Origin of the sequence: Streptomyces sp. NPDC048521, from assembly GCF_043199855.1 — a bacterium.
In the GTDB taxonomy this organism is placed as follows: domain Bacteria; phylum Actinomycetota; class Actinomycetes; order Streptomycetales; family Streptomycetaceae; genus Streptomyces.
Genome location: NZ_JBICWR010000019.1, coordinates 67,202 through 90,038 on the forward strand (window position 1 = coordinate 67,202; position 22,837 = coordinate 90,038).

Consider the following 22,837-nt stretch of genomic DNA (forward strand, 5'->3'; position numbering starts at 1 on the left):
CTCGAGCCCTTCTGGCCTTCCCGTCAGCACCACGACTTCGACCGGGTGTGTTGCCGCGCGATGAACGCGCGGGCCCTCTAAAGCCGTGACCCCCGGCCTTCGGCCAGCGCGAAACGACGTACGTCCCCTCGGCGCGCCCGACCACGAATCGCGGCCGTCGCTCCTCCCGACGAACTCCTCGCGCGAAAGAGCTGACCTCTCATGGCGACCACTCGTTCCGTCTCCACCGCCACCCTGACCGCCCCCGCCGCGAACGGCACCCGGCACCGGCTGCGCGCCGTCGACCGGGACGAGGTGGTCGACGTCGCGGACTTCCTGCCCCCGGGCGCCACCTGGCTGCCCGCGCCGCAGCACGCCCTGCCCACCCTGCCCGGTCAGCCGCCGATGGTCGGCTACCTGGTGCTGGTCCCGGCCGACCAGCGGCCGCCGTTCCTGCCGGTCGCGGTGCCGGAGCAGCCCCACCTGGCCGAGGCCGCGCAGGCCGAGCCGGAGGCGGGCACCGAGCCGCTGGTGCGGATCGACCCCGTGCGGCGCACCGCCGGTGTCGACGGCCGTGAACTCGACCTGACCTACCTGGAGTTCGAGCTGCTCGCGCACCTGGTGGCGCACCCGCACCGGGTGCACACCCGCGACCAGCTGGTCACCACGGTGTGGGGCTACGGCCACGTCGGCGACGGCCGCACCGTCGACGTGCACATCGCCCGGCTGCGCCGCAAGCTGGGCGCACAGCACCGCCAGGCGATCCAGACGGTGCGCCGGGTCGGCTACAAGTACGCGCCGCCGACCGGCCGCTGACCGGCTCTGCCCTCGGCAGATTCCCGCACCGGTCCGCGCCGCGAGCGGGCACGATCACCGGCATGAGACTTCTTGTGCTGGGTGGTACGGAGTTCGTGGGGCGGGCCGTCGTGGAGGCCGCGCTGCGGCGCGGCTGGGAGGTGACCGTCTTCCACCGGGGACGGCACCGACCTCCCTCCGGCGTACGGTCCCTGCACGGTGACCGGACCGATCCCGACGGCCTCGCCGCCCTCGCCGCCGACGACGGCACCTGGGACGCCGTCGTCGACACCTGGTCGGCGGCGCCGCGCGCGGTGCTGGACGCGGCCCGGCTGCTGCGGGGCCGTGCCGGGCGGTACGTGTACGTCTCCAGCCGGTCCGTGTACGCCTGGCCCTGGCCTCCCGGGGCCGGCGAGGACGCTCCGCCGGTCGAGGGTGCCGCGGCCGGCGCCGGGGCGACCGACTACCCGCGGGACAAGCGGGGTGGCGAGCTGGCCGCCCTGGAGGTCTTCGGCGCGGCGGCCTCGCTGCTGGTCCGGGCCGGGCTGATCCTCGGCCCGTACGAGAACGTCGGCCGGCTGCCCTGGTGGCTGACCCGGATCGCCGGGGGCGGCCCGGTCCTCGCCCCCGGACCCCAGGATCTGCCGCTCCAGTACATCGACGTGCGCGACCTCGCCGACTGGGTCGCCGGCGCGGTGGAGAAGGAGCTGAGCGGGCCCTACAACCTGGTGAGCCCGCCCGGCCACACCACCATGGGCGAACTGCTGCGCGCCTGTGTCCGGGCCACCGGCGCGCGGGCCGAGCTGCGCTGGACCGACCCGGCGGTGATCCTGGACGCCGGGATCGAGCCGTGGACCCAGCTGCCGGTGTGGGTTCCGCCGGGCGGCGAGATGTACGACGCCGTGCACCGGGCGGACGTGTCCCGGGCGGTGGCCACCGGGCTGGTGTGCCGGCCGGCCGGTGAGACCGTCGCCGACACCTGGCGGTGGCTGACGGAGATCGGCGGCGTCGCGCCGCAGCGGCCCGACCGCACGGTGAAGGGCGTCGACCCCGAGGTGGAGGCGAAGGTGCTGGCCGGAGCAGGGGGTGTACCTGGCACCACCCCCGAAGAGGGGGCCCCGGACGACTGACCCGCGCGCGGGGGTCGGTGAGACTGACACCATGAACACCGACACCAGCAGCGACAGCGTCCGGGCCCGCGTACGGGAGGTCGTACTCGCCGCCGTACGGGGGCTCGTGCTGGCGCTGGCGATGCTGCCCATCGCCGTACTGTGCTTCACGCTGACCCTCGTGTCCGTCGCGCTCATCCCGCTCGGCCTCGGCATCCTCACGACCCCCGGGATCCTGGGCGGGGTACGGGACTTCGCGGACACGCGGCGGCGGCTCGCGGCCGAGTGGTGCGGGGTCCCGATCCGATCGGCCTACCGGCCGGTCCCGGAGGGCGCCAACCCCTGGACCCGCACCGTCCTGATGCTGGGCGACCCCGCGACCTGGCGGGACGTGCGGTGGCTGCTGGTCGACATGACGGCCGGGTTCGTCACCGCACTGCTCCCGGCCGTGCTGCTGCTCTACCCTTTCGAGGGCTTCGCGCTGGCGGCCGGGCTGTGGCGGACCATGACCGGTGGCCCGTACGGGACGTACGGGCCGTACTGGTACGGCTTCGTCCCGGTCAGCGGACAGGCGACGGCCTTCGCGGCCGCCGTTCTCGCAGCCGTGCTCCTCGTCGTCGCCTACCGCTTCACCCCACGGCTGCTCACCGCGCACTTCCAGCTCACCCGGGCCGTGCTCGGCGGCGAGCACGGTGAACTCGCCGAGCGGGTACGGGTGCTGACCGAGACCCGGCGGGACGCGGTGGACACCTCGGCAGCCGAACTGCGCCGAATCGAGCGGGACCTGCACGACGGCGCCCAGGCCCGGCTCGTCGCCATGGGCATGGACCTCGGCACCATCGAGATGCTGGTCGAACGGGACCCGGCCCAGGCGAAGAGGCTGCTCGCCCAGGCCCGCCGGAACTCCGCCGAGGCCCTGGAGGAACTGCGCGACCTGGTGCGCGGCATCCATCCGCCGGTCCTCGCCGAACGCGGACTGGGCGATGCGGTACGGGCGCTGGCGCTGCGGCTGCCGCTGCCCACGGAGGTGACCGTGGAGCTGCCCGGGCGGGCGGACGCGCCGGTGGAGTCGGCCGCCTACTTCGCGGTCAGCGAGCTGCTCACCAACGCCGTCAAGCACTCCGGCGCCGACCGGGTCTGGGTCGACGTGCACCACACCGACGGCACGCTGCGGATCACGGTCACCGACAACGGCAGGGGCGGCGCGGCGATCACGGCCGGCTCGGGCCTCGCCGGGGTCGAGCGGCGGCTCGCTACATTCGACGGCGTCCTGGCCGTCAGCAGTCCCGCCGGCGGCCCCACCATGGTGACCCTGGAGATGCCGTGCGTGTTGTCCTAGCCGAAGACCTCTTCCTGCTGCGGGACGGTCTGGTCCGGATGCTGGAGGCCTACGGCTTCGAGATCGCGGCCGCCGTCGAGTCCGGGCCCGAACTCACCCGCGCGCTGGCCGAGGAGCGGCCGGACGTCGCCGTGGTCGACGTCCGCCTGCCGCCCACGCACACCGACGAGGGCTTGCAGTGCGCGCTCGCGGCCCGCCGGGAGCGGCCCGGGCTGCCGGTGCTGGTCCTGTCCCAGCACGTGGAGCAGCTGTACGCGCGCGAGCTGCTCGCCGACGGCAACGGCGGGATCGGCTATCTGCTGAAGGACCGGGTCTTCGACGCCGAACAGTTCGTGGACGCCGTACGACGGGTGGCCGCGGGCGGTACGGCGATGGACCCGCAGGTGATCCAGCAGCTGCTGTCCCGGCGGGCGGGCGAGGACCGGCCGCTCGGCCGTCTCACCCCGCGCGAGCGGGAGGTGCTGGAACTGATGGCGCAGGGCCGGTCGAACGCCGGCATCGCGGCGCAGCTCGTGGTGACGGAACGGGCCATCGCCAAGCACACCTCCAACATCTTCACCAAACTGGGTCTTGAGGTGTCGGACGACGACAACCGGCGCGTTCTGGCCGTGCTCGCCCACCTCGACCACGATCGCTGAGTTCCGCCGAACTTCCGCTGCTCAAGCGGCTGTTGGGGCTGACGTGACGCGGTGGGCCCGGGACGAATTCGTGAGACCGCTGAACACCTCCGGGGCGGCGTCCGTATGGAAGGACGCCGCTTCACTCCTGTCGGGCGCCTCGATGCTGCCCCGCAAGGAAGTCAGAGGAGTTCCATGGGACGCAACACACGAAAACGCCGTACGCCGCTGGCCACCAAGGCCATAGCCGCATCGGCGGCCCTAGCGCTCGGTGGGGGCGGGCTGATCTGGGCGAACTTCTACGCCTCGGCGCACGAGTCGAACCACCAGACGTGGGGAGGCAACCAGACGAAGGCCGCGACGGCTCAGGTCGCGACGATCTCCTGCCCGGACGTCGGCCAGAAGCTGACGAACGTGCCGAACGCGGCCCGTCAGGGCGTGGCGACGGAGCTGGCGAACCTCGACAAGCAGATCACCGAGGCCTACGCCCGGCTCGCTTCCACCCGGCAGTCGCAGACGAACGACGCGAGCTTCGTGCAGAACGCGATCGTCGGTCCCCTCAAGGAGAAGCGTGCCGCGACGATCGACCGGATCCGCATCGACATCCAGCGCGTCGGCGGCACCTTCGACAACGCGTTGAAGCAGCTCGCCGCCTGCACGACGCAGACCGCCAACCAGACCACCGCCGGCGGACAGCAACAGGACGGCGGACAGCAACAGAACGGCGGTCAGCAGCAGAACGGCGGTCAGCAGCAGGGCGGCGGTCAGCAGCAGGGCGGCAACGGCCAGCAGGGCGGCGCCGGTCAGCAGCAGAACATCGGCGGGCAGGCCGGCAACGGTCCGGTCGCGGCGGACTTCGTCGACATCACGAAGGTCGCACCGAACGTCCAGGGCAAGCCGGCCAGGACCGGCAACGCCTCGAAGGGCACGTTCACCACGCGCTGCGGGGTGAACGCGAACAAGAACTTCAACACCGACAACGTGATCGTGGCACCCGGTGTGACCAACGGCGCCCACCACCTGCACGACTACGTCGGCAACCAGAAGGTCAACGCGTTCTCCAGCAACAACACGTTCCTGCAGGGCGGCACCAGCTGCCAGAACCGGAACGACCTGTCGTCGTACTACTGGCCGGTGGTCCGTGTCCAGGACGGTACCCAGGACTTCGACCAGAACAAGGACGGCGGCGGCAAGGAAGGCAACGTCGGCAAGATCCTGACCCCGGTGCAGGCCCAGATCAAGTACGTGGGCAACCCGGCGAGCAAGGTCGTCGCCATGCCGCAGTTCCTGCGCATCATCACCGGTGACGCCAAGACCACCACCAACGGTCTGGCGAACGCCAACGCGCACTGGAGCTGCACCGGCTTCGAGAACAAGGTCCAGCTGACGACGCAGTACCCGATCTGCCCGCAGGGCAGCAAGGTGGTGCGCACGTTCGCCTTCCAGAACTGCTGGGACGGGCAGAACGCCGACAGCGCCAACCACCGCACGCACGTCGCGTTCGCCGACCCCGCGAGCGGCGTCTGCGGGAACGGCTTCAAGGCGATCCCGCAGCTGACGATGCGCCTGGTGTACGACATCACCCCGCCGACCATCGAGAACGGCCAGGTGAAGAACGCCTACGCGGTGGACGGCTTCCCCGAGCAGCTGCACAAGGCGGCCACGGACCACGACGACTTCATCAGCGTCACGCGCAACGGCCTGGCCAACAAGATCGCCAACTGCATCAACCGAGGTCAGAACTGCTCCTGACCCCCGCAGTGGGCGCATGACAGAAGGCCGGTGACGGACCCCCCTCCCGTCACCGGCCTTCGCCGTGGGTACGAGCGCGTCAGCCGCTGTGCGCGTGATGGTCGACGCCGGTCTCCACATCGCCGCCGAGTGTGCCGCGCAGCGCCTCGACCACACCGTCGTCGCCGACGGCCACCCACTTGCGGCCGACGAGGTAGTGACCGCCGTAGTCCTTCGCGTCGTTGATCCACTCGCGCTGGCCGCGGTCGGTGGCGAAGGTGGCGAGGATGAACCTGCCGTCGCCGTTCTTGCAGATGGCCTGGCGGATCTCGTCGGCGTCGGTCTGCATGTTCGGCTTGCACTTCACCTCGGCCGCAAGGCTCTCCAGGCTGCCCGTCGCGGTGGGCGGCACCGCCTCGGTGTGCCCGCCCGAGCTGCAGCCCGCCAGCGCCAGTACGGCCGCGGCGCCGAGCAGCGGTCCTGTCAACCTCATCTGTTCCTCCGGTCCTGGTGGGCCAAGCATGCCGCGTGGAGCCCCGGCACGGGACCCCGTCCAACGGATACGGCTCCCGTGCGCGCCGCGCTCAAATCCGCTGACCGGACACGCACACGCGTGCGAAGCTGACCTGGTGAACCAGAACTGGGAAGACCGCGTGGCCGCCGCCTGGGCCTCCTTCGACGACTATCCGGAAGAGCGCGCGCACGAGTTCCGCGCGGTGATCGACGCGCTCGTCGCCGAGCTGCCGGACGACAGCCCGCTGGGTCCCTTCGAGCGGGCCTGCGCCTGGGACTCGACCGGGCACTCGGACCGGGCGGTGCCGCTCTACCGGGAGGCGCTCGCGCGGGGACTCGGTGGTTACCGGGGGCGGCGGGCCAGGATCCAGTTGTCGAGTTCGCTCCGCAACATCGGGCAGGCCGAGGAGGGCGTGAAGCTGCTCACGCCCGAACTGGACGCCCCCTCCGACGAGTTGGACGACGCCGTCCGGGCGACCCTCGCGCTGTGCCTGTCCAGCCTCGGCCGCGACCGCGAGGGCCTGTCCCTCGTCCTCGGCGCCCTGGCTCCCCATCTGCCGCGTTACCAGCGGTCGATGGCCAACTACGCGCGCGCACTGGTCGAACCGGAGGCCAATCCGGATGCGGAGCCGAAGGCGTAACCACCCATCCGGTGGTGACCTCCCACCGGTTCGCTCGTTCTCCCGGACGTGCAGTCACAGGATGTAGCCCAGCGTCACGCACCCGCCCCCGCCGGACCGGTCGACGTCGAGCAGGCCGAGGCCGCGCTCGTCGAGCACTATCCCCGACTGGTCCGGATCGCCTACCTGGTACTGCCGCCGGGCCTCGGCCGCAGCCGCCGGGTGCTGACCGCACACGCCCTCACCCAGCGCGCCCTGCCGCGGGGCCGCAAGCAGCCCTCCGTGCTCCCGGCCCAGCCCTCGGGCCGGGAGGGCGACCCCGGGTACGCCTACCTCCGCGAGCGCGTCCTCGGTGCGGCCCTGGAGGCGGCCCGCCCCCGCACGGGCCTGCCCCGGCTCTCCCAGCTGCCGCCGCTGCTGCCCCAGGTGTGGGGGCTGCGGCTGTTCCCCCGCTCGGGCGGCGCCGACGAACTCGCCCTGGACCAGCGGCTGTCGGCCCTGTCCGGCCCGGCCCGTGCCGCGTATGTGCTGCGTGGTCTGGAGGGGCTGCCCGACGCCGACGTCCGCACGATCCTGGAGGCCGCCGGCGTCGACGACCCGGGCGGTGCGCTGGCCGCCGCGAACGGGGTGCCCGCGCAGCCCGCGCTGCTCTCCTCCCCGGAGTTCGATCCCTGCTCGCTGCAGGCCCGGCCCACCGACCTGATGCGGCGCCGCCGGCACACCAAGGCCGTCCTCGCCGCGGCCGCCGCGCTCGCGGTGTGCGGGGCGCTGGTCACCCTGCCGGGCGGCGGCTGGGGGCCCGACGGCGCCGCCGCGCCCGCCTACGCCGAGAACCCGGCCGCCGAGGCCGCCCTCGACCCCGGCAAGCTGACCCGCGTCCCCGCCACCGCCTGGAAGTCCGCGGCGCGCACCGACTTCTCGGTCTGGCCCGCGCGCGGCTCGCTCACCGGCGACCGGGCCCTGCTGCGCCGCGCCCTGGCCGTCTGGGCCCGCCCCGGCGGGACGGTCCGCGTCTCGGCGACCCCCGGCACCCAGACCGGCGGCCCGGCCGGACCGCCCCAGCTGCTGTACGCGGGCGTGGTCGACAACGCCCGCGTGGTGATCCTCTACGACGGCCTGCGCATCGCCCGTTACGCCGAGGCGAAGAACGGCACCCAGGGCGCGGCCCTCGACTTCGCCCGCGTCGACGGCGCGACCGGCGCCGAGGCGAGCGCGCTGGTGCTGGGCCGCACCGACGGCAACGTCCGCTATCTGGTCGCCCCTTGGGTGAAGAAGGCGGCCGCGCGTGATGTGCTGAAGCCGGACGCGGCGGCGACGCCGCTGGCCCTCGCCGACGGCGTCACCGCACCGCTGGCCGGCCCCGCGCCGCGGCCCGGCGCCTGCACCTCGTGGACCGTGCTCCAGCTGACCGACGCCTCCCGCAGCCGGCTCGCCACCGACCTGGGCGAGCTGGTCCCGGCCCATCTCACCGTCGGCCGTCCCGGCTCGACCGGAGAGGCGTCCGATGCGGAGGGGCTGCGGGCGTGGGCGCCGTTCGCCTGCTCGCTGGCGGCCGAGCGGTCGGCGGGCGTCCGCAGCGTCAACGCCTGGGCCTACGCCCGGCAGCCGCTGCCCGACGGCAGCGGGTCGGGCGACTGGGTGTGCACCCGGGCCGAGACCTGGCGCGGTGACGGTACGGCCACGCTGGCCCAGTTCCGTACTCCGGGCGGCGCGGCCGGGGCGGTCGTCGCCAAGGGCACGGACGTGCCGGCGTGCGGGCCGCGCGATCCCCATGTGCTGGCCGGGGTGCTGTGGAAGTCCGGCGCCGGCAACTGGTACCTGCTGGCGGCCGGCAGCGAGGGGACCTCGTCGATCCGGGCGACGGGTGGGGTGAGCGCGTCCGGGCAGGGCCGGTTGCTGGCTGCCCGGGCCGGGCAAGGGGCTCGGGCCGACTTGTCGGGGACCTTGGCGGACGGACGGGAGATCGGCGGCTTGCGGTAGGGACGGCACCGGCGGGCCCGGACCGGCTTGCTGACACTGACGTAAACAAGCTTCACCCGGTCCTGCCGATGCTGCGGGCCCTGCCGGACGGCACCGCGTGGCGGCTGCTGTACGGCGGGCGGACGCGGGCGTCGATGCCGTTCTTGGAGGAGGTCCACGAGCTCGCCGGGGACCGGCTGACGCTGGTCGCCGAGGACGAGGACGGACGGCCGGACCTGGAGGCGCTGTTCGCGGACGCGCCGGCGGGGACGGCCGTCTACTGCTGCGGACCCGAGGGCCTGACGGCGGCGGTCGAGGCACGCCTGCCCGAGGGCGCCACGCTGCACCTCGAGCGGTTCGCGCCCCGTACGGCGGCCGACGGGAACGCGGAGTTCGAGGTGGAGCTGCGGCGCAGCGGACGGACGTTCACGGTGCCTGCCGACTCCACCCTGCTGGCCGCCGTGCGGCGCGAGCTGCCGAACACCGCCTACTCCTGCGCGCAGGGCTTCTGCGGGACCTGCCAACAGCACGTGCTGGAGGGCGAGATCGACCACCGGGACGAGCTGCTGACGGACGCGGAACGAGTCGACTCCCTGCTGATCTGCGTGTCGCGGCCAGGAGTGATCGCTTGGTGCTCGACATGTGAACCCGGGCGGCCGGATCCGATCGGTAAGGTGTTCGCATGAGTACCGGGGTTCGCCGCAGGATGGGCGTCGAGGAGCGGCGGCAGCAGCTCATCGGCGTCGCCCTCGACCTGTTCAGCAGGCGCTCGCCCGACGAGGTCTCCATCGACGAGATAGCGTCGGCGGCGGGCATCTCGCGCCCCCTGGTCTACCACTACTTCCCCGGCAAACTCAGCTTGTACGAAGCCGCGTTGAAGCGTGCCGCTGAGGACCTCGCGGGGCGCTTCGCCGAACCGCGCGAGGGCCCGCTCGGCGCCCGGCTGCTGCGCGTGATGCGCCGCTTCTTCGACTTCGTGGACGAGCACGGCCCCGGTTTCTCGGCGCTGATGCGCGGCGGCCCGGCGGTCTCCGCGGACGGCGTCCACGCCAAGGACCACGTCTCGGCCACCAACGCGCTCATCGACTCCGTACGGCAGGCCGCGTACGACCAGATCCTGTCGCACCTGGGCGTGACCGACGCCTCCGCCCGTCTGGAGCTGGTCGTCCGCTCGTGGATCTCGCTCGCCGAGTCCACGGCGCTGCTCTGGCTGGACGGCCGGCGCGTCCCGCGCGCCGAGCTGGAGGTCCAGCTCGTGCACGACTTCGCCGCGCTGGCCGCCGTCAGCGCCGCCCACGACGAGGACATGGCGGCCCTGCTGCGCACGATGGTCGAGGACGAGCCGGCCGACGGCCCCTTCGCGGAGCTGGTCGGCCGGCTCATGTCCCTGGCGCCCTGAAGCCCGCCTACCGCTCGAACTTCCGGTACGACGGGTCGAGTTCGCGGATCTCGGCGGAGGCGTGCAGGGTGAACGCCACGTCCGCCACGTGCGCGCGCAGCAGCTCCAGCGCCCTCTCCGTCAGCCTCGCCTTCGTCTCGTCGCCGCGTCCGGCGAGGAGCCCGATCGTCACGTGCACGACGGCGTGCCCGCGCGCCTCGGGGTCCTCGTACCCGAACACCGTGTACGCGCTCGGCCGGAACTGCGTCTTGCAGGCCTCCGGCTTCGCCGCCGCGATCTCCACGGTCGCCTCGTGCAGCGCCCGGGCGAAGCCCTCCCGGTCGAAGGCGCTCTCCATGGTGTCGGAGTAGTCGATGGTGATCTGCGGCATGCGCACTCCTGTTCTACGGCAACGGCCTCACCCTAGTTCCCCGCTCGGCTGAACACCGCCACGGTCCGCGCCGGCACCGTGAACGTGCCCGAGTCCGCCGCGTAGGAGGAGGTCTTCACCACCGCGTCGGCGCCCGCGGCCTGGACCGGGTGCAGCCGGTAGTGCGCCCCGGCGAGGGTGCCGATCCGCTGCTCCTGCTTCTCGGGCGTGGCGTTGAACACGACGACCAGGTCACCGAGGGTCATGGTGATCACCCCCGGCGTCTCGTCCTTCCCCGACAGCGGGAAGGCCAGCCGGTCCTGCACCCGCGCGGCCGTGCCCAGCGAGAACGCCTGCTCGCCGGTACGGATCCGCAGCAGGTCCCGGTACGCGGCCGAGGCCCCGGTGATCTGCGGGCAGCCCACCTCGACCGTGCTCAGCAGCGGCTTGGCGTAGTCCCACTTGGACCGGTTGTCGGCCGCCGGGGGCAGCCCGCGCCCGAAGCCGTTGCCGTCGGCGCAGTTCCAGTGGATGGCGTTGAACCAGTCCCCGCTGTCGAAGGAGTTGCGGTCCAGCGACTTCGAGCGCAGCAGGTCGGTGCCCGCCTGGGACAGGGACGGCCCCTGCGAGAGCGCGGCCGTTGCCATCGCGAGCACCTGCATCCGGGCCCGGTCGGACGCGGACGTACCCGCCGGGAGCTTGTAGGCCAGCGCGTCGAACAGCGCCTCGTTGTCGTGCGCGTCCACGTAGGCGAGGGCGTCGCCGGGGACGTCCGCGTATCCGGCGGGCGAGCCGTTGTAGTCCACCTGCGCGCCGGTGACCTCCTTGCCGCCGGTGTCCGTGAAGCGGTACCGGGCGAGGTTGCCGGTCAGCCCGACCTTGATCAGGTCCTGGTAGTGCAGCAGCCGGGCCTTCTGCTCCTCCTTCGTGCCGTTGGCCGGAGACGTGTTGGGGTCGGTGTACAAGCCGGACGCGAAGCCCTGGACGCCCGGGTCCGCGTCGAAGGGGCTGCCGCCGCGCACGGCGTCACGGGCGCGGTCGGAGAAGGTGGCGATCCCGGTGCCGGCCATGTTCTGCTGCGTCGCCTGCACGAAGCGGGCGTCGTTCGCGACCTCGCCGAAGTTCCAGCCCTCGCCGTAGAGGATGATCTTCTTGCCGTCGACGCCGTCCTCGGCGAGGGTCAGCGCGTCCAGGGCCTTGCGGACGGCCAGGATGTTGGCCTTCGGGTGGTGGCCCATGAGGTCGAAGCGGAACCCGTCGACCTTGTACTGCTTCGCCCAGGTGACGATCGAGTCCACCACCAGCTTGCCCATCATCGCGTTCTCGGGCGCGGTGTTGGCGCAGCAGGTGCTGTTGGCCACCGAACCGTCGGCGAGGAGCCGCTGGTAGTAACCGGGCACGATCCGGTCGAGAACGGAGGTGTCCGCCTGGCCGGCGGCCGCCGTGTGGTTGTAGACGACGTCCATGACGACCCGCAGACCGTCCTGGTTGAGGGCCTGCACCATCGTGCGGAACTGGACCGTTCGGGCCGTGCCGTCGGGGTCGGTGGCGTACGAACCCTCCGGGACCGTGTAGTGGTACGGGTCGTAGCCCCAGTTGTAGGCGTCCTTCGCGGCGATCTTCGCCACGCACTCCTGCTGCTTGTCGGAGTCGGCGGGGTAGGAGGCCAGGTCGCAGTCCGTGGTCGCCTGGTCGGCCTTCTTCTCGGGGATCGTGGCGATGTCGAAGGCGGGCAGGAGGTGGACGTACGACGTCCCGGCCCCGGCCAGCGCCCGCAGGTGCTTGGAGCCGTCGCTGTTCTTGTCGGTGAAGGCCAGATAGGTGCCCGGGTGCTTCGCGGTGCGGTCCTCGACGGAGAAGTCGCGGATGTGCAGCTCCTGGATCTGCGCGTCCTTCAGCGGTACGGCCCTGGGCTTGCGCAGCGTCGACCAGCCGGCCGGGGCGAGGGACGGGTCGTCCAGGTCCACGACCAGGCTGCGCTCGGAGTTCGCGGTGAGCGCCACCGAGTACGGGTCGGTGACCTTGTTGGTGACCAGCTTGCGGACGCTGGGCGCCCACACCGTGACGACGTACCGGTAGGGCTTGCCCTTCCAGGACGCGGGGCCGGTGACGGACCAGACGCCGGTGGCGGCGTTCCGGTGCATCTTCACGGCCTTGCCGTCGAGGTCGAGGTGCACCGACTGGGCCGTCGGCGCCCAGACGGAGAGCGTGGGCCTGCCGTCGTGGAAGACCGGGCCGAGCTTCGCCCCGGTGGCGCCGGGGTAGAGGTCGTCCAGCACACCGGCGATCTGCACGCCGGTCGCCGCGAGCACGGCGCCGTCGGCGGCGCGCTGCGAGGCCACGAGCTGGCCCTCCACCGCCTCACGGACCCGGTCGCGGTCGCGCGGGTCGACGGACCAGGCGGTGTAGTCCTTCAGATGCGGGAACCTCGCCTTCTGCGCGTCGGTCAGCGCGGTCTTCTCCAGCCGGATCCAGCGTTCGTCGTCGCTGGTCAGCGTCCCGCCCTTGACGGTGATCGAGCCGTCGCGGGAGTACAGCAGCTGGGTGGAGGCGGCGCCGTCGACGCCGTTCCAGGCGAGGGTGTTCCGGTCGATCCAGACCGCCTTGGAGGTGGTCAGGTCCAGTGCGGCGGCACTGCCGGCCGGCTGGGGCAGCAGGTACTGCTCCTGGCCGTTCAACAGCCAGACCTCGTTGCCACTGGCCTTGAGGTCCAGGGACTGGTCGGCCGCAAGATCCTTCTCGTCGCCCTTGTGGAGGATGTAGCTGAGGCTGGTGGCACCCTCGGAGAGCGGCACCTCGAAGACCGCGCCATAGGCATCAGTCTTCACCGGCCTCAGCGGGTTCGACCAGTCGGTGGGGTTCGCCGCACCCGTCCAGACGTGCAGGCCCCAGCCGTCGTAGTTCCCGTCGGCGCGGTGGTAGTGCAGGACCGCCTTGGTCCTGTCCTGGGCGGGATGGTCGGGCCGTTCCGTCCGTACGTCGGCCTTGCCCTGCTCGATCCAGACCTCACCCGTCCTGGTGACGTCGATGGACCGGTCGGCCGAGACGTCCTTGGTGCCGTCCTTGTCGATGACCAGGAAGCCGACGCTGGAGGCGCCGGGCTTGAGCTTGACGTAGGCGAAGGCGCCGTAGGCGTCCCGGCCGGTGAAGGGGTGGCCGGCGGGCCAGTTCGTGGCCTCGCCGTCGGCGAGGTCGCCCCAGGCGTACAGCCCCCAGTCGGCGTAGTCGCCGTCCGCGCGCTTGTAGTGGACGATCGCGTAGTCCCGGGAGGAGGCCGTGGGGACCTCGGGCGCGGGCGGGGTGCCGGTGGTGCTGCTCGCCGTGGCGCTCGCGGTGCGTCCGGCCGAGTCGATCACGACGGCCTTGTAGCGCAGGGCGGTGCCGGCGGGCACGTCCTTGCCGAGGGTCTGGGTGACCTGGTAGGGGGCGTGGTCGGCGGAGCCGAGCGTCTTCCACGTGCCGTTGCCGACCTGGGCGGCGAAGACGACCCGGTTCAGCTGACCGCCGTCGACGTCGGCTTCCAGACCGACCGTCCCGGTGGCTCCGGCGGCGGGCGCCTTCAGGGTGAGGGTCGGCGTGGTGGCGGGCTTCTCGAGGGCGCCGGCGGCCTGGTAGACGACGGCGGAGCCGGCCGGGACGGTGACGGTGAGCTTCTTGTCCCCGTCCGTCCTCGCGGAGTCGGTGGTGCCGTAGATCCCCCGGTACGGCATGCCCGCCGAGCCGGTCGCGAAGGTCGCCGTCTTCGCCTCGTCGGCGTTGTTGAACGCGACGACGTACTCCTGGCCGGTCGAGGCGTCCGTACGGGTGAACGCGTACACGCCCGCGCCGTCGGCCGCGTACCGCTCGATCTGCACTCCGTCGGTCAGGGCCGGGTTGGCCTTGCGGAGCTTCGCGAGCGCGGCGATCTGCCGGTACAGCGGGGCCTTCGTGTCGTAGGCGGCGCTCGCGTGGGTGCGGTCGGTTCCGATCTCGTCGTCGTCGAGGTAGTCGGCGACCTTGGAGGCGAACATGGTCTGGCGGGCGTCCTTGTCGCCGCCGGAGCCGGTGAAGCCCTGCTCGTCGCCGTAGTAGACGACCGGGTTGCCGCGGCTGAGGAACATCAGCTCGTTGGCGAGCCTGTCCTTGGCGAGGATCTCGGCGTCGGTCGCCCCGGGGTTGTCCTGCTTGAGGAAGTACCCGATGCGGCCCATGTCGTGGTTGCCGAGGAAGGTGACCTGCTCGTACGCGTTGGCCTTGTCGGTCGTGTACCGGTAGTCGTCACCGAAGACGCTCGCCAGCTTCCGCGCGCTGCCGCCCTGGGAGGCGTAGGCGCGGGCCGCGTCCTGGAAGGGGAAGTCGAGGGTGGCGTCCAGGCGGCCCTGGGTGACGTACGGGGCGGTGACGGAGGTGTCGGCGGAGTAGACCTCGCCGAACATGAAGAAGTTCTTCCGCCCGTGCGCCCCCGCGTACGCGTCCAGCGCGGTCGCCCACTGGGTCCAGAACTCCATGTTCACGTGCTTGACGGTGTCGATGCGGAACCCGTCGATACGGAAGTCCTTCACCCAGCGCTGGTAGATCTTCTCCATGCCGTGCACGACCTCGGGACGCTCGGTCCACAGGTCGTCGAGGCCGGAGAAGTCTCCGTACGTGGTGGACTCGCCGGCGTACGTCGAGTCGCCGCGGTTGTGGTACATCGCCGGGTCGTTGAGCCAGGCCGGGACCTTGCTCCCGCTCGTGACCTTCGGGGTGTAAGGGAAGGAACCGGCGTCGACGGTCGGGAACGTGCGGCTGCCGTCGGCGTGATCGGCGTCGTCGAACGGCTTGCCGTCCTTCGTCAGGTAGGGGAAGGCCCCCTTGGACAGGTAGCCGTAGGACTTCTCGTTGTAGTCCACGACGTCGGCGGTGTGGTTGGTGATGACGTCGAAGAAGACCTTCATGCCCTTGGCGTGCGCCTTGGAGATGAGGGACTTGAGGTCGTCGTTGGTGCCCAAGTGCGGGTCGACCCGGGTGAAGTCGGTGATCCAGTACCCGTGGTAGCCGGCGGAGGCGTTGGCTCCGGTGCCCTGCACCGGGCGGTTCTCGAAGATCGGGGCCAGCCAGATGGCGGTGGTGCCGAGCCCCTTGATGTAGTCCAGCCGCTTCGTCAGGCCCTTGAGGTCACCGCCCTGGTAGAAGCCCTTGTCGGCGGGGTCGTAGCCGGTGCTGAGGCGTGAGCCCGTGAGTCCGCCCTTGTCGTTGGTGGTGTCCCCGTTGGCGAAACGGTCCGGCATGACGAAGTAGAACTGCTCGCGGGTGTCGTCGTGCCGGGCGGGTGCGGCGGCGAGTTTCGCGTCGGACGGGGGCGCGGGCGGGGCGGCGGCATGCGCCGCGAGGGGCTGCACGAGGGCGGCCGTGAGGGCGGCGACCGTGACGGCCGCGGCCCTTCTGCGATGCGGGGTACGGCGCGTGCGGGGCGCCGTCCATCTCGGTATCACAGGCGGTAACTCCTTGCGATCTACGGCTCTTTCGGGTCCGACCCCATCGCCGCGGCACGGCTGCGCTGCCGGGCGCCCGCGCGACCGTACCGCCGACGAAAGGATTTCAGCAAGAGGCTTGAAACCATCGGAAAGAGGTTTCACGCCCGTCCAGCGGGCCGCTCAGCAGCTCGACTTGCCGGCGTAGACCGCCAGAGCCGTGTCGGCGCCCAGGGTGGCGGTGAACTGTCCGCTGGAGTTCACGGTCACCGTCGTGTTGTTCTGGACGTTGCAGTACGTGCCCGCGGGCAGGGACGTCTGGTACGTCCTGGTCAGGCTGCCGTTCTCGTGGTTGATCGCCACGAAGCCCTTGCCGCCCCGGCCGAACGCGATCGCGTTGTTGCCGTTGTCCCACCAGTTCGAGACCGCCTGGCCGCGGGTCGCGTTGCGGAAGGCGACCATGGACCTGATCTCCGGCCAGGCGTGCTGGCACTTCCAGCCGTCCTGCCAGCAGGCGTTGACCTTGCCGCCGTTGGGCGGGCCCGCGTCGGCGTCCGACCACTCGTAGCCGGAGTTGATGTCGGGAGCGCCGTAGGGCCAGGCCAGCATGAAGACGTTGGCGAGGGTGTAGTCGGCGCCGGACTTGTAGTTCAGGGTGCTGCCGTTGCGCTCGGTGTCGTGGTTGTCCACGAAGACCCCGGCCGCCGCGCTGCTCAGGTAGCCCCAGCCCTCGCCGTAGTTGCTCAGGTACGCCAGCTTCTCGCTGGTGAGGACCCGCTTGAGGTCGTAGGCGTAGCGGAACTCCTGGACGTCTCCGTTGCCGGTGTACTCGGACGGCTGGACGGCCTCGTTCGCGCCGTAGATGACCTCCTGCTTCCAGTAGGCGGCGGGGTTCGACAGGCGGCTCTTGATGTTGGCGAGGTCGGCGGCCGGGATGTGCTTGGCCGCGTCGATGCGGAAGCCGTCCACGCCCAGCGTCAGCAGGTCGTTCATATAGCCGGCGATGGTCTTGCGGACGTACTCCTCGCCCGTGTCCAGGTCGGCCAGGCCGACGAGTTCGCAGTGCTGGACGTTCCAGCGGTCGGCGTAGTTCGTCACCTGGGAGGTGCAGTCGTCGAAGTCGTAGCCGGAGTACAGGCCCGGGTAGTCGTACTTCGTGTACGACGAGCCGCCGGTGCCCGTGCCGCTGCCCGCCGACATGTGGTTGACGACCGTGTCGACCACGACCTTCACCCCGGCCGCGTGGCAGGTGTTCACCATGTTCCGGAACGCCGCGCGGTCGCCGAGGCGGCCCGCGATCTTGTAGGAGACCGGCTGGTACGACGTCCACCACTGCGCGCCCTGTATGTGCTCGGCGGGCGGGGAGACCTGGACGTATCCGTAGCCGGCCGGGCCGAGGGTGCTGGTGCACTCCTTGGCGACCGAGGCGTAGTTCCACTCGAAGAGGACGGCGGTGACGTCCTTGGTGCCGGGCGGTGAGGCCTCGGCGGCAGTCGGGTTCATGCCAACCAGGGCGACGGCCGTGAGGGCGACCGCCGTGGGGAGGATGCTGCGCGCCATGTGGGGTCCTTCGACGTTGAAGGCGCTTGCTGCAATGTTTCAGCAAGCTTGCGGTGACGCAGATGTTAAAGGCCCGCCGCCTGAAAGGCAGCGGGCCGGTGTGAAGTTGATGCAAGAAGTTTCAGCGGGACGGTCAGCCCGCGGTCGACCACCAGACAGTGGTGTCCGCGGGGACCTTCGCCTCGCCGTCGGCTTCCGTCACCTCACCGCTGGTGAGCAGGACGCGGCCGTACGCCGGGGTCGTCACCGACTCGCCCGTGGTGTTCGCGACGCACACGAACTCCCCGCGCCGGAAGGCCAGGACGCCCCCCGGCGCCCGCAGCCACTCCACCGCGTCGCCCGCACCCAGGTCGGGCTGCGACCGGCGCACGCTCAGCGCGGCGCGGTACAGCTCCAGGGTCGAGCCGGGCGCTCCCGTCTGTGCCTCGACGCTCAGCTCGGCCCAGGCCGACGGCTGGGGCAGCCAGCTTCCGCCGCTGCCGAAGCCGTACGACGAGCCCGTACGGGTCCACGGGATCGGCACCCGGCAGCCGTCGCGGAAGCCGTCCTGGCCCGCGCCGCGGAAGTAGGCCGGGTCCTGGCGCACCTCGTCGGGCAGGTCCACGACGTCCGGGAGGCCGAGTTCCTCGCCCTGGTAGATGTACGCCGAGCCGGGCAGCGCCAGCATCAGCAGCGTGGCGGCCCTGGCCCTGCGCAGGCCCAGTGCGCGGTCCCCCGCGGTGCGGATCTGGGTGCCCAGGCCCGGGGGGTTGGCGAAGCGGGTGGCGTGGCGGGTGACGTCGTGGTTGGAGAGCACCCAGGTGGCGGGGGCGCCGACCGGGCGCATGGCCTCCAGGGTGCGGTCGATGACCGTGCGGAGTTCGTCCGCGTCCCACTCCGTCGACAGGTACTGGAAGTTGAAGGCCTGGTGGAGTTCGTCGGGGCGCACGTAGTGTGCGGTGCGCTCGACCGTCGGGGTCCAGGCCTCGGCGACGAAGATGCGCTCGCCCGAGTACTCGTCCAGGATCCGGCGCCACTGGCGGTAGATCGCGTGCACGCCGTCCTGGTCGAAGAACGGCATGACATCGTTGCCCAGCAGCTTGAGCTGGTCGTGGCTGCCGAGGTCGGGCAGGCCGTCGGCCTTCACCAGGCCGTGGGCCACGTCGATGCGGAAGCCGTCCACGCCGATGTCCAGCCAGAAGCGCAGGATGGAGCGGAACTCGTCGCCGACGGCCGGGTGGTCCCAGTTGAAGTCGGGCTGCTCGGGGGCGAAGAGGTGGAGGTACCACTCGCCGGGCCTGCCGTCGGGTTCCGTGACCCGGGTCCAGGCCGGGCCGCCGAAGATGGACTCCCAGTCGTTGGGCGGAAGTTCACCCTTCTTCCCCTTGCCGGGGCGGAAGTGGTAGCGCTCGCGCAACGGGGAGCCGGGGCCCTCGGCGAGGGCGCGTTTGAACCACTCGTGCTGGTCGGAGGAGTGGTTGGGGACCAGGTCGACGATGATGCGCAGGCCCAGCTGGTGGGCGTCGCGGATCAGCGCGTCGGCGTCGAGCAGGTTGCCGAACATGGGGTCGACGGCGCGGTAGTCGGCGACGTCGTAGCCCGCGTCGGCCTGCGGGGAGGCGTAGAAGGGGCTGAGCCACACGGCGTCGACGCCGAGGTCGCGCAGGTAGGGCAGGCGGGAGCGTACGCCCTCCAGGTCGCCCATGCCGTCGCCGTTGCTGTCGGCGAAGCTGCGCGGATAGACCTGGTAGATGACCGCGTCCCGCCACCAGTCGCGGTGCGAGGCGACGGTGGCGACGGCGGAGTCGGTGGCCGGGGCTGCAGGGTGCTGCTGGCTCATGGCGTCCTTGGTGCGTAAAGAGGTTCGGGTCATGGTGGACATGGGTACGGCGGCGGATGCGGGGACCGGGGTGTGCGAGGCGGCCGCGGTGTCGGCGGGGTCGGATGGGCACCGCGGCCGCCTACCCGCGCGGTCGGGCGCGCGGGAGCCTCTTTCCTCGGGAGGGCGTCAGCCCTTCGTGCCGCCGGCGGTGAGACCGGTGACGAGGTTCTTCTGGACGAGGTAGAAGAACACGGACACGGGTATCGCGATCAGCACCGCGGTGGCGGCCATGTAGTTCCACTGGGCGTCGTGCTCGCTGACGAAGCTCTGCAGACCGACGGCGAAGGTGTACTTCGAGTCGTCCAGCAGGAAGGTGGTCGCGAAGGCCACCTCGCCGACGGCGGTGATGAAGTTGTAGAAGGCGGCCACGGCCAGCCCCGGGCGGGCCAGCGGGAGGACCAGCCGGAAGAAGGTGCCGAAGGGGCTGAGCCCGTCCACGCGTCCCGCTTCGTCGATCTCGAAGGGGATGGTGTCGAAGTACCCCTTGAGCAGCCAGGCGCTGTAGGGCACGGCCGTGGTGCAGTTGATGACGATCAGCGACCAGTAGGTGTCGATGAGGCCGAGTTCGCTGAAGATCTCGTACATCGGCACGATCAGGATGGCGATCGGGAAGGCCTGGGTGAGCAGCAGTACCCACATCAGCGACTTGTAGCCCGGGAAGCGCATGCGCGAGACCGCGTAGCCGGTGGTGGCGGCGACGAGGACACCGATCAGGGTGGTGCCGAGGGCCACGATCATCGTCGACTTGAACCAGTCGAAGAAGGCGGTGTGCTGCAGCACGAAGCTGTAGTTCGAGAAGGTCAGCTTGCCCGCGATCTTGCCGGGGTGCAGGTAGTCGTCCTTGTCCGGGCCGAGGGACAGGAAGAACAGCCAGGCCACCGGGGCCAGCGCGATCAGGCTCGCCACGGCGAGGCCGCCGTGCAGGAGGGCGGCGCCGAGCGGGCCGCGCTCGCCCCGCCGGCGGGTGCGGCGCCGGGGCTGCGGGACGGGGGCCGGCTCCGTCCGTGTCTTGTCGAGGGTCGTGGTGCTCATGGCGGCGGCTCCTGCGGCGTCAGACGGCGAGCTGGTCATTGCGCTTCAGCCAGCGGAAGTAGAAGGAGGTGAACACGGTCAGGATCGACAGCAGCAGCACGCCGTACGCGGCGGACTGGGCGAAATCACGCGGTTGCTGTCCGAAGCCCAGGTAGTAGGCCCAGGTGACGAGGATCTGGGCGTCGGGCGCGCTGGTGGGGCCGAACAGCAGGAAGATGATCGCGAACTGGTTGAAGGTCCAGATGATGCCCAGCAGGACGACGGTGGAGCTGACCGAGCGCAGACCCGGCAGGGTCACGTGCCGAAAGCGCTGCCAGGCGCTCGCGCCGTCCATCTCGGCGGCCTCGTACAGCGAGGAGTCGATGGACTGCAGTCCGCCGAGCAGCGAGAGCATCATGAAGGGGACACCGCACCAGGTGTTGACCATGATCGCGGCGAACCGCTGCCAGAAGGTGTCCTCCAGCCACTGCGGCTGGGGCAGGTGGAGGGCGTCGAGGAGCTGGTTGATCACGCCGGAGTCGGCGAGCATGATCCGCCAGGAGAAGACGGTGACGAAGGTCGGCACGGCCCAGGGCAGGACGAGGATCAGCCGGTAGAAGGTGCGGCCGCGCAGCTTCTGGTTGAGCATGAGCGCGAGGCCGAGGCCGATCGCGTAGTGCAGGACCACACAGGCGGCCGTCCAGAAGACGGTCCACAGAAAGTGCGACCAGAACCGGTCGTACGCCGTCGGGCCGAACAGGATGTCCTGGTAGTTGTCCAGGCCGATGAACTTGTAGGTGGCGTCGATGTGGTTGACGCCGATCGTGCGCGCCGAGTTGAGGCTGTTGGCGTCGGTGAGGGTGAGGTAGAAGCCGCGCAGCAGCGGATAGCCCACGAGCCCGCCGAGCACGACGACCACCGGGGCGATCATCGCGTAGGCGTACCAGTGCTTGTGGAAGCCGTTCTTCAGGCGCTGCCCCAGCCCGGGCCGAGGCGCGCGGTCACCGCGGCGCTTGCCGGTCGCGCGGTCGATGGCGACTGTCATGGTTCGACACCTTCATTGGATCAAGGAGTTGGGCTGGGCGCAGGGCGGTGGCCGTCGGATCCTTCCCCCCCTTCTTCTACAGGGAGGATCCGACGGCCACCCGGGCTCACTTGCTGAAGCCGGACACCAGCTTGGCGATGGCCAGCTCGGCGTTGCTCAGGCCCTTGTCGAGCGACTCCTTGCCGCCGGCGATCTTCGGCAGCTCGGTGTCGAGCGGACCCCACAGGGAGCTGTACTCGGGCAGCGCCGGGCGGGGCTGGGCGGCGGCGAGGACGCCCTGGTAGCCGGCGATGCCGGGGTCGGCCTTGACCTGGGCGGTGTAGGCGTCGTCACGGGTGGGCAGCGTGGAGTTCTTCAGGGCGATGGTCTCCTGGGACTTCGCCGAGGTCATGAACTTCAGGAACTTCAGCGCCGCGGCCTGGTGGGCCTGGTCGGAGCCGGCGTAGACCGAGAGGTTGTGGCCGCCGGTCGGGGCGCCCGCCTTGCCGGTGGAACCGGCCGGGACGGTGGCGATGCCGAGGTTGGACTTGTCCTTGAAGGCGCTGCCCTTGTAGAAGTTCGTGATCTCCCAGGGGCCCTGGATGATCGCGGCGACCTTGCCGTTGACGAACGCGTCCTGGATGTGGGCGTAGGCGTCGGCGGTGGTGTCGGCCTTGTGCAGGCCCTTGCCGGAGAACGTGCTCAGCCAGGTGCCGTACGCCTTCTTGGCGGCCGGCGAGTCGACGGTGATCTTCTTGGCGGAGACGTCGACGGTGTCGGTGCCCTCGCCGTAGAGGAAGGTCTGGGCGTAGTAGGCCTGGGTGGAGCCCCAGTAGCCGTCGACCTTGGCCTTGGCGGCGATCTTCGCGGCGTCGGACTTCAGCTCGTCCCAGGTCTTGGGGGCCTCGGCGATGCCGGCCTTCTTGAACAGGGCCTTGTTGTACACGAGGGCCAGGGTGTCGGTGACCAGCGGCACGCCGTAGGTCTTGCCCTCGTACTGGGCCTGCTTGATCAGGTTCGGCTGGAACTTGGCCTGGTCGGCGAGGGCCTCGGTGCCGTCCAGCGGCAGGAAGTAGCCCTTCTTGGCGAAGGCGGGGGTCCAGCCGACCTCGGAGCGCAGCACGTCCGGGGCGCCCTTGGCACCGGCGGCCGTGTCGAACTTGTTCTGCGCCTGGTCGAAGGGGACGTTGACGTACTTGACCTTGATGTCCTTGTTGGCAGCCTCGAACTGCTTGACCAGGGCCTGGTACGTCGGTGCCTCATTGGTGGCGTTGGAGGTGTCCCACCAGGTGATGGTGACCGGGCCGTCCGACTTTCCGCTGTCGCTGTCGCTCCCGCCGCACGCCGTCGCCGTGAGGGCGAGGGACGCCACCAGCGCGGAGGCCGCTATGCCACGCCGCATGAGTTCTCCTTGAGGGTTAAGCCCGAGTGATGCCGACTGCGCCTTTGCGGCCGCCGGGCGAGTGGGAACGTAACAGCCATGTAAGCGTTGCGAAAGACCTTGCAGAAAAAAAGCGCAAGGGAACACGATGGTTACCC

The 22,837-nt window shown here is 70.9% G+C and carries 16 protein-coding genes and 1 pseudogene; 9 read left to right on the forward strand and 8 right to left on the reverse strand.

Annotated features, from left to right (window positions below; translation table 11 throughout):
* Window positions 1-201 precede the first annotated feature (201 nt).
* From ACGFRF_RS33580 to ACGFRF_RS33600, 5 genes are all read left to right on the forward strand, one after another.
* Window positions 202-795, forward strand: coding sequence for a winged helix-turn-helix domain-containing protein (locus ACGFRF_RS33580; protein WP_393746488.1), 594 nt, complete (start codon window positions 202-204; stop codon window positions 793-795).
* Between the two features lie 62 nt (window positions 796-857).
* A complete protein-coding gene (locus ACGFRF_RS33585) occupies window positions 858-1,904 on the forward strand; it encodes an NAD-dependent epimerase/dehydratase family protein (protein WP_393746490.1) in 1,047 nt (348 codons plus the stop codon).
* Window positions 1,905-1,935: 31 nt separating this feature from the next.
* Complete coding sequence (locus tag ACGFRF_RS33590) at window positions 1,936-3,222, forward strand: sensor histidine kinase (protein ID WP_393746492.1); 1,287 nt, start codon at window positions 1,936-1,938, stop codon at window positions 3,220-3,222.
* A complete protein-coding gene (locus tag ACGFRF_RS33595; protein ID WP_393746494.1) occupies window positions 3,207-3,860 on the forward strand; it encodes a LuxR C-terminal-related transcriptional regulator in 654 nt (217 codons plus the stop codon). Before ACGFRF_RS33590 ends, ACGFRF_RS33595 begins: the two co-directional genes overlap by 16 nt.
* Window positions 3,861-4,034: 174 nt before the next feature.
* Window positions 4,035-5,591 (forward strand): DUF1996 domain-containing protein, encoded by a 1,557-nt coding sequence (locus ACGFRF_RS33600; protein WP_393746496.1) that lies wholly within the window; start codon window positions 4,035-4,037, stop codon window positions 5,589-5,591.
* Window positions 5,592-5,670: 79 nt separating this feature from the next.
* On the opposite strand, the gene ACGFRF_RS33605 is transcribed toward ACGFRF_RS33600, so the two are convergent.
* Window positions 5,671-6,063, reverse strand: a complete 393-nt coding sequence (locus tag ACGFRF_RS33605) for a hypothetical protein (protein ID WP_393746498.1) — start codon at window positions 6,061-6,063, stop codon at window positions 5,671-5,673.
* A 136-nt stretch (window positions 6,064-6,199) separates the two neighbouring features.
* Here ACGFRF_RS33605 and ACGFRF_RS33610 point away from each other — a divergent pair, with 136 nt between their 5' ends.
* From ACGFRF_RS33610 to ACGFRF_RS33625, 4 genes and pseudogenes are all read left to right on the forward strand, one after another.
* The gene (locus ACGFRF_RS33610; protein ID WP_393746500.1) at window positions 6,200-6,724 is read left to right on the forward strand and encodes a tetratricopeptide repeat protein; all 525 of its coding nucleotides are present in this window, start codon (window positions 6,200-6,202) and stop codon (window positions 6,722-6,724) included.
* A 48-nt stretch (window positions 6,725-6,772) separates the two neighbouring features.
* On the forward strand, window positions 6,773-8,683 hold the full coding sequence (locus ACGFRF_RS33615; protein WP_393746502.1) for a hypothetical protein: 1,911 nt from the start codon (window positions 6,773-6,775) through the stop codon (window positions 8,681-8,683).
* A gap of 56 nt (window positions 8,684-8,739) precedes the next feature.
* Window positions 8,740-9,308: pseudogene (locus ACGFRF_RS33620) on the forward strand (flavin reductase family protein); the annotation flags it as partial.
* Between the two features lie 36 nt (window positions 9,309-9,344).
* Window positions 9,345-10,061, forward strand: coding sequence for a TetR/AcrR family transcriptional regulator (locus tag ACGFRF_RS33625; RefSeq protein ID WP_393746504.1), 717 nt, complete (start codon window positions 9,345-9,347; stop codon window positions 10,059-10,061).
* A gap of 7 nt (window positions 10,062-10,068) precedes the next feature.
* On the opposite strand, the gene ACGFRF_RS33630 is transcribed toward ACGFRF_RS33625, so the two are convergent.
* From ACGFRF_RS33630 to ACGFRF_RS33660, 7 genes are all read right to left on the reverse strand, one after another.
* Window positions 10,069-10,431 (reverse strand): 5-carboxymethyl-2-hydroxymuconate Delta-isomerase, encoded by a 363-nt coding sequence (locus tag ACGFRF_RS33630; protein ID WP_393746506.1) that lies wholly within the window; start codon window positions 10,429-10,431, stop codon window positions 10,069-10,071.
* Between the two features lie 32 nt (window positions 10,432-10,463).
* Window positions 10,464-15,863 carry a pullulanase-type alpha-1,6-glucosidase gene (pulA, locus tag ACGFRF_RS33635; RefSeq protein ID WP_393746508.1) on the reverse strand — a complete coding sequence of 1,800 codons (5,400 nt, stop codon included), beginning with the start codon at window positions 15,861-15,863 and terminating at the stop codon, window positions 10,464-10,466.
* A gap of 162 nt (window positions 15,864-16,025) precedes the next feature.
* The gene (locus tag ACGFRF_RS33640; protein ID WP_393746510.1) at window positions 16,026-17,402 is read right to left on the reverse strand and encodes an alpha-amylase family protein; all 1,377 of its coding nucleotides are present in this window, start codon (window positions 17,400-17,402) and stop codon (window positions 16,026-16,028) included.
* Window positions 17,403-17,535: 133 nt separating this feature from the next.
* On the reverse strand, window positions 17,536-19,221 hold the full coding sequence (locus ACGFRF_RS33645) for a glycoside hydrolase family 13 protein (protein ID WP_393746512.1): 1,686 nt from the start codon (window positions 19,219-19,221) through the stop codon (window positions 17,536-17,538).
* A gap of 168 nt (window positions 19,222-19,389) precedes the next feature.
* Window positions 19,390-20,295 carry a sugar ABC transporter permease gene (locus ACGFRF_RS33650; RefSeq protein WP_393746514.1) on the reverse strand — a complete coding sequence of 302 codons (906 nt, stop codon included), beginning with the start codon at window positions 20,293-20,295 and terminating at the stop codon, window positions 19,390-19,392.
* Window positions 20,296-20,314: 19 nt separating this feature from the next.
* Complete coding sequence (locus tag ACGFRF_RS33655; protein WP_393746516.1) at window positions 20,315-21,319, reverse strand: carbohydrate ABC transporter permease; 1,005 nt, start codon at window positions 21,317-21,319, stop codon at window positions 20,315-20,317.
* A 106-nt stretch (window positions 21,320-21,425) separates the two neighbouring features.
* Complete coding sequence (locus ACGFRF_RS33660) at window positions 21,426-22,700, reverse strand: extracellular solute-binding protein (RefSeq protein WP_393746517.1); 1,275 nt, start codon at window positions 22,698-22,700, stop codon at window positions 21,426-21,428.
* Window positions 22,701-22,837 lie beyond the last annotated feature (137 nt).

What these genes read in the sequence shown, in the direction of transcription:
- ACGFRF_RS33580 (WP_393746488.1), top strand. Translation starts at nt 202, where the DNA reads ATGGCGACCACTCGTTCCGTCTCCACCGCCACCCTGACCGCCCCCGCC.
- ACGFRF_RS33585 (WP_393746490.1), top strand. Translation starts at nt 858, where the DNA reads ATGAGACTTCTTGTGCTGGGTGGTACGGAGTTCGTGGGGCGGGCCGTC.
- ACGFRF_RS33590 (WP_393746492.1), top strand. Translation starts at nt 1,936, where the DNA reads ATGAACACCGACACCAGCAGCGACAGCGTCCGGGCCCGCGTACGGGAG.
- ACGFRF_RS33600 (WP_393746496.1), top strand. Translation starts at nt 4,035, where the DNA reads ATGGGACGCAACACACGAAAACGCCGTACGCCGCTGGCCACCAAGGCC.
- ACGFRF_RS33605 (WP_393746498.1), bottom strand. Translation starts at nt 6,063, where the DNA reads ATGAGGTTGACAGGACCGCTGCTCGGCGCCGCGGCCGTACTGGCGCTG.
- ACGFRF_RS33625 (WP_393746504.1), top strand. Translation starts at nt 9,345, where the DNA reads ATGAGTACCGGGGTTCGCCGCAGGATGGGCGTCGAGGAGCGGCGGCAG.
- ACGFRF_RS33630 (WP_393746506.1), bottom strand. Translation starts at nt 10,431, where the DNA reads ATGCCGCAGATCACCATCGACTACTCCGACACCATGGAGAGCGCCTTC.
- ACGFRF_RS33640 (WP_393746510.1), bottom strand. Translation starts at nt 17,402, where the DNA reads ATGGCGCGCAGCATCCTCCCCACGGCGGTCGCCCTCACGGCCGTCGCC.
- ACGFRF_RS33645 (WP_393746512.1), bottom strand. Translation starts at nt 19,221, where the DNA reads ATGAGCCAGCAGCACCCTGCAGCCCCGGCCACCGACTCCGCCGTCGCC.
- ACGFRF_RS33650 (WP_393746514.1), bottom strand. Translation starts at nt 20,295, where the DNA reads ATGAGCACCACGACCCTCGACAAGACACGGACGGAGCCGGCCCCCGTC.
- ACGFRF_RS33655 (WP_393746516.1), bottom strand. Translation starts at nt 21,319, where the DNA reads ATGACAGTCGCCATCGACCGCGCGACCGGCAAGCGCCGCGGTGACCGC.
- ACGFRF_RS33660 (WP_393746517.1), bottom strand. Translation starts at nt 22,700, where the DNA reads ATGCGGCGTGGCATAGCGGCCTCCGCGCTGGTGGCGTCCCTCGCCCTC.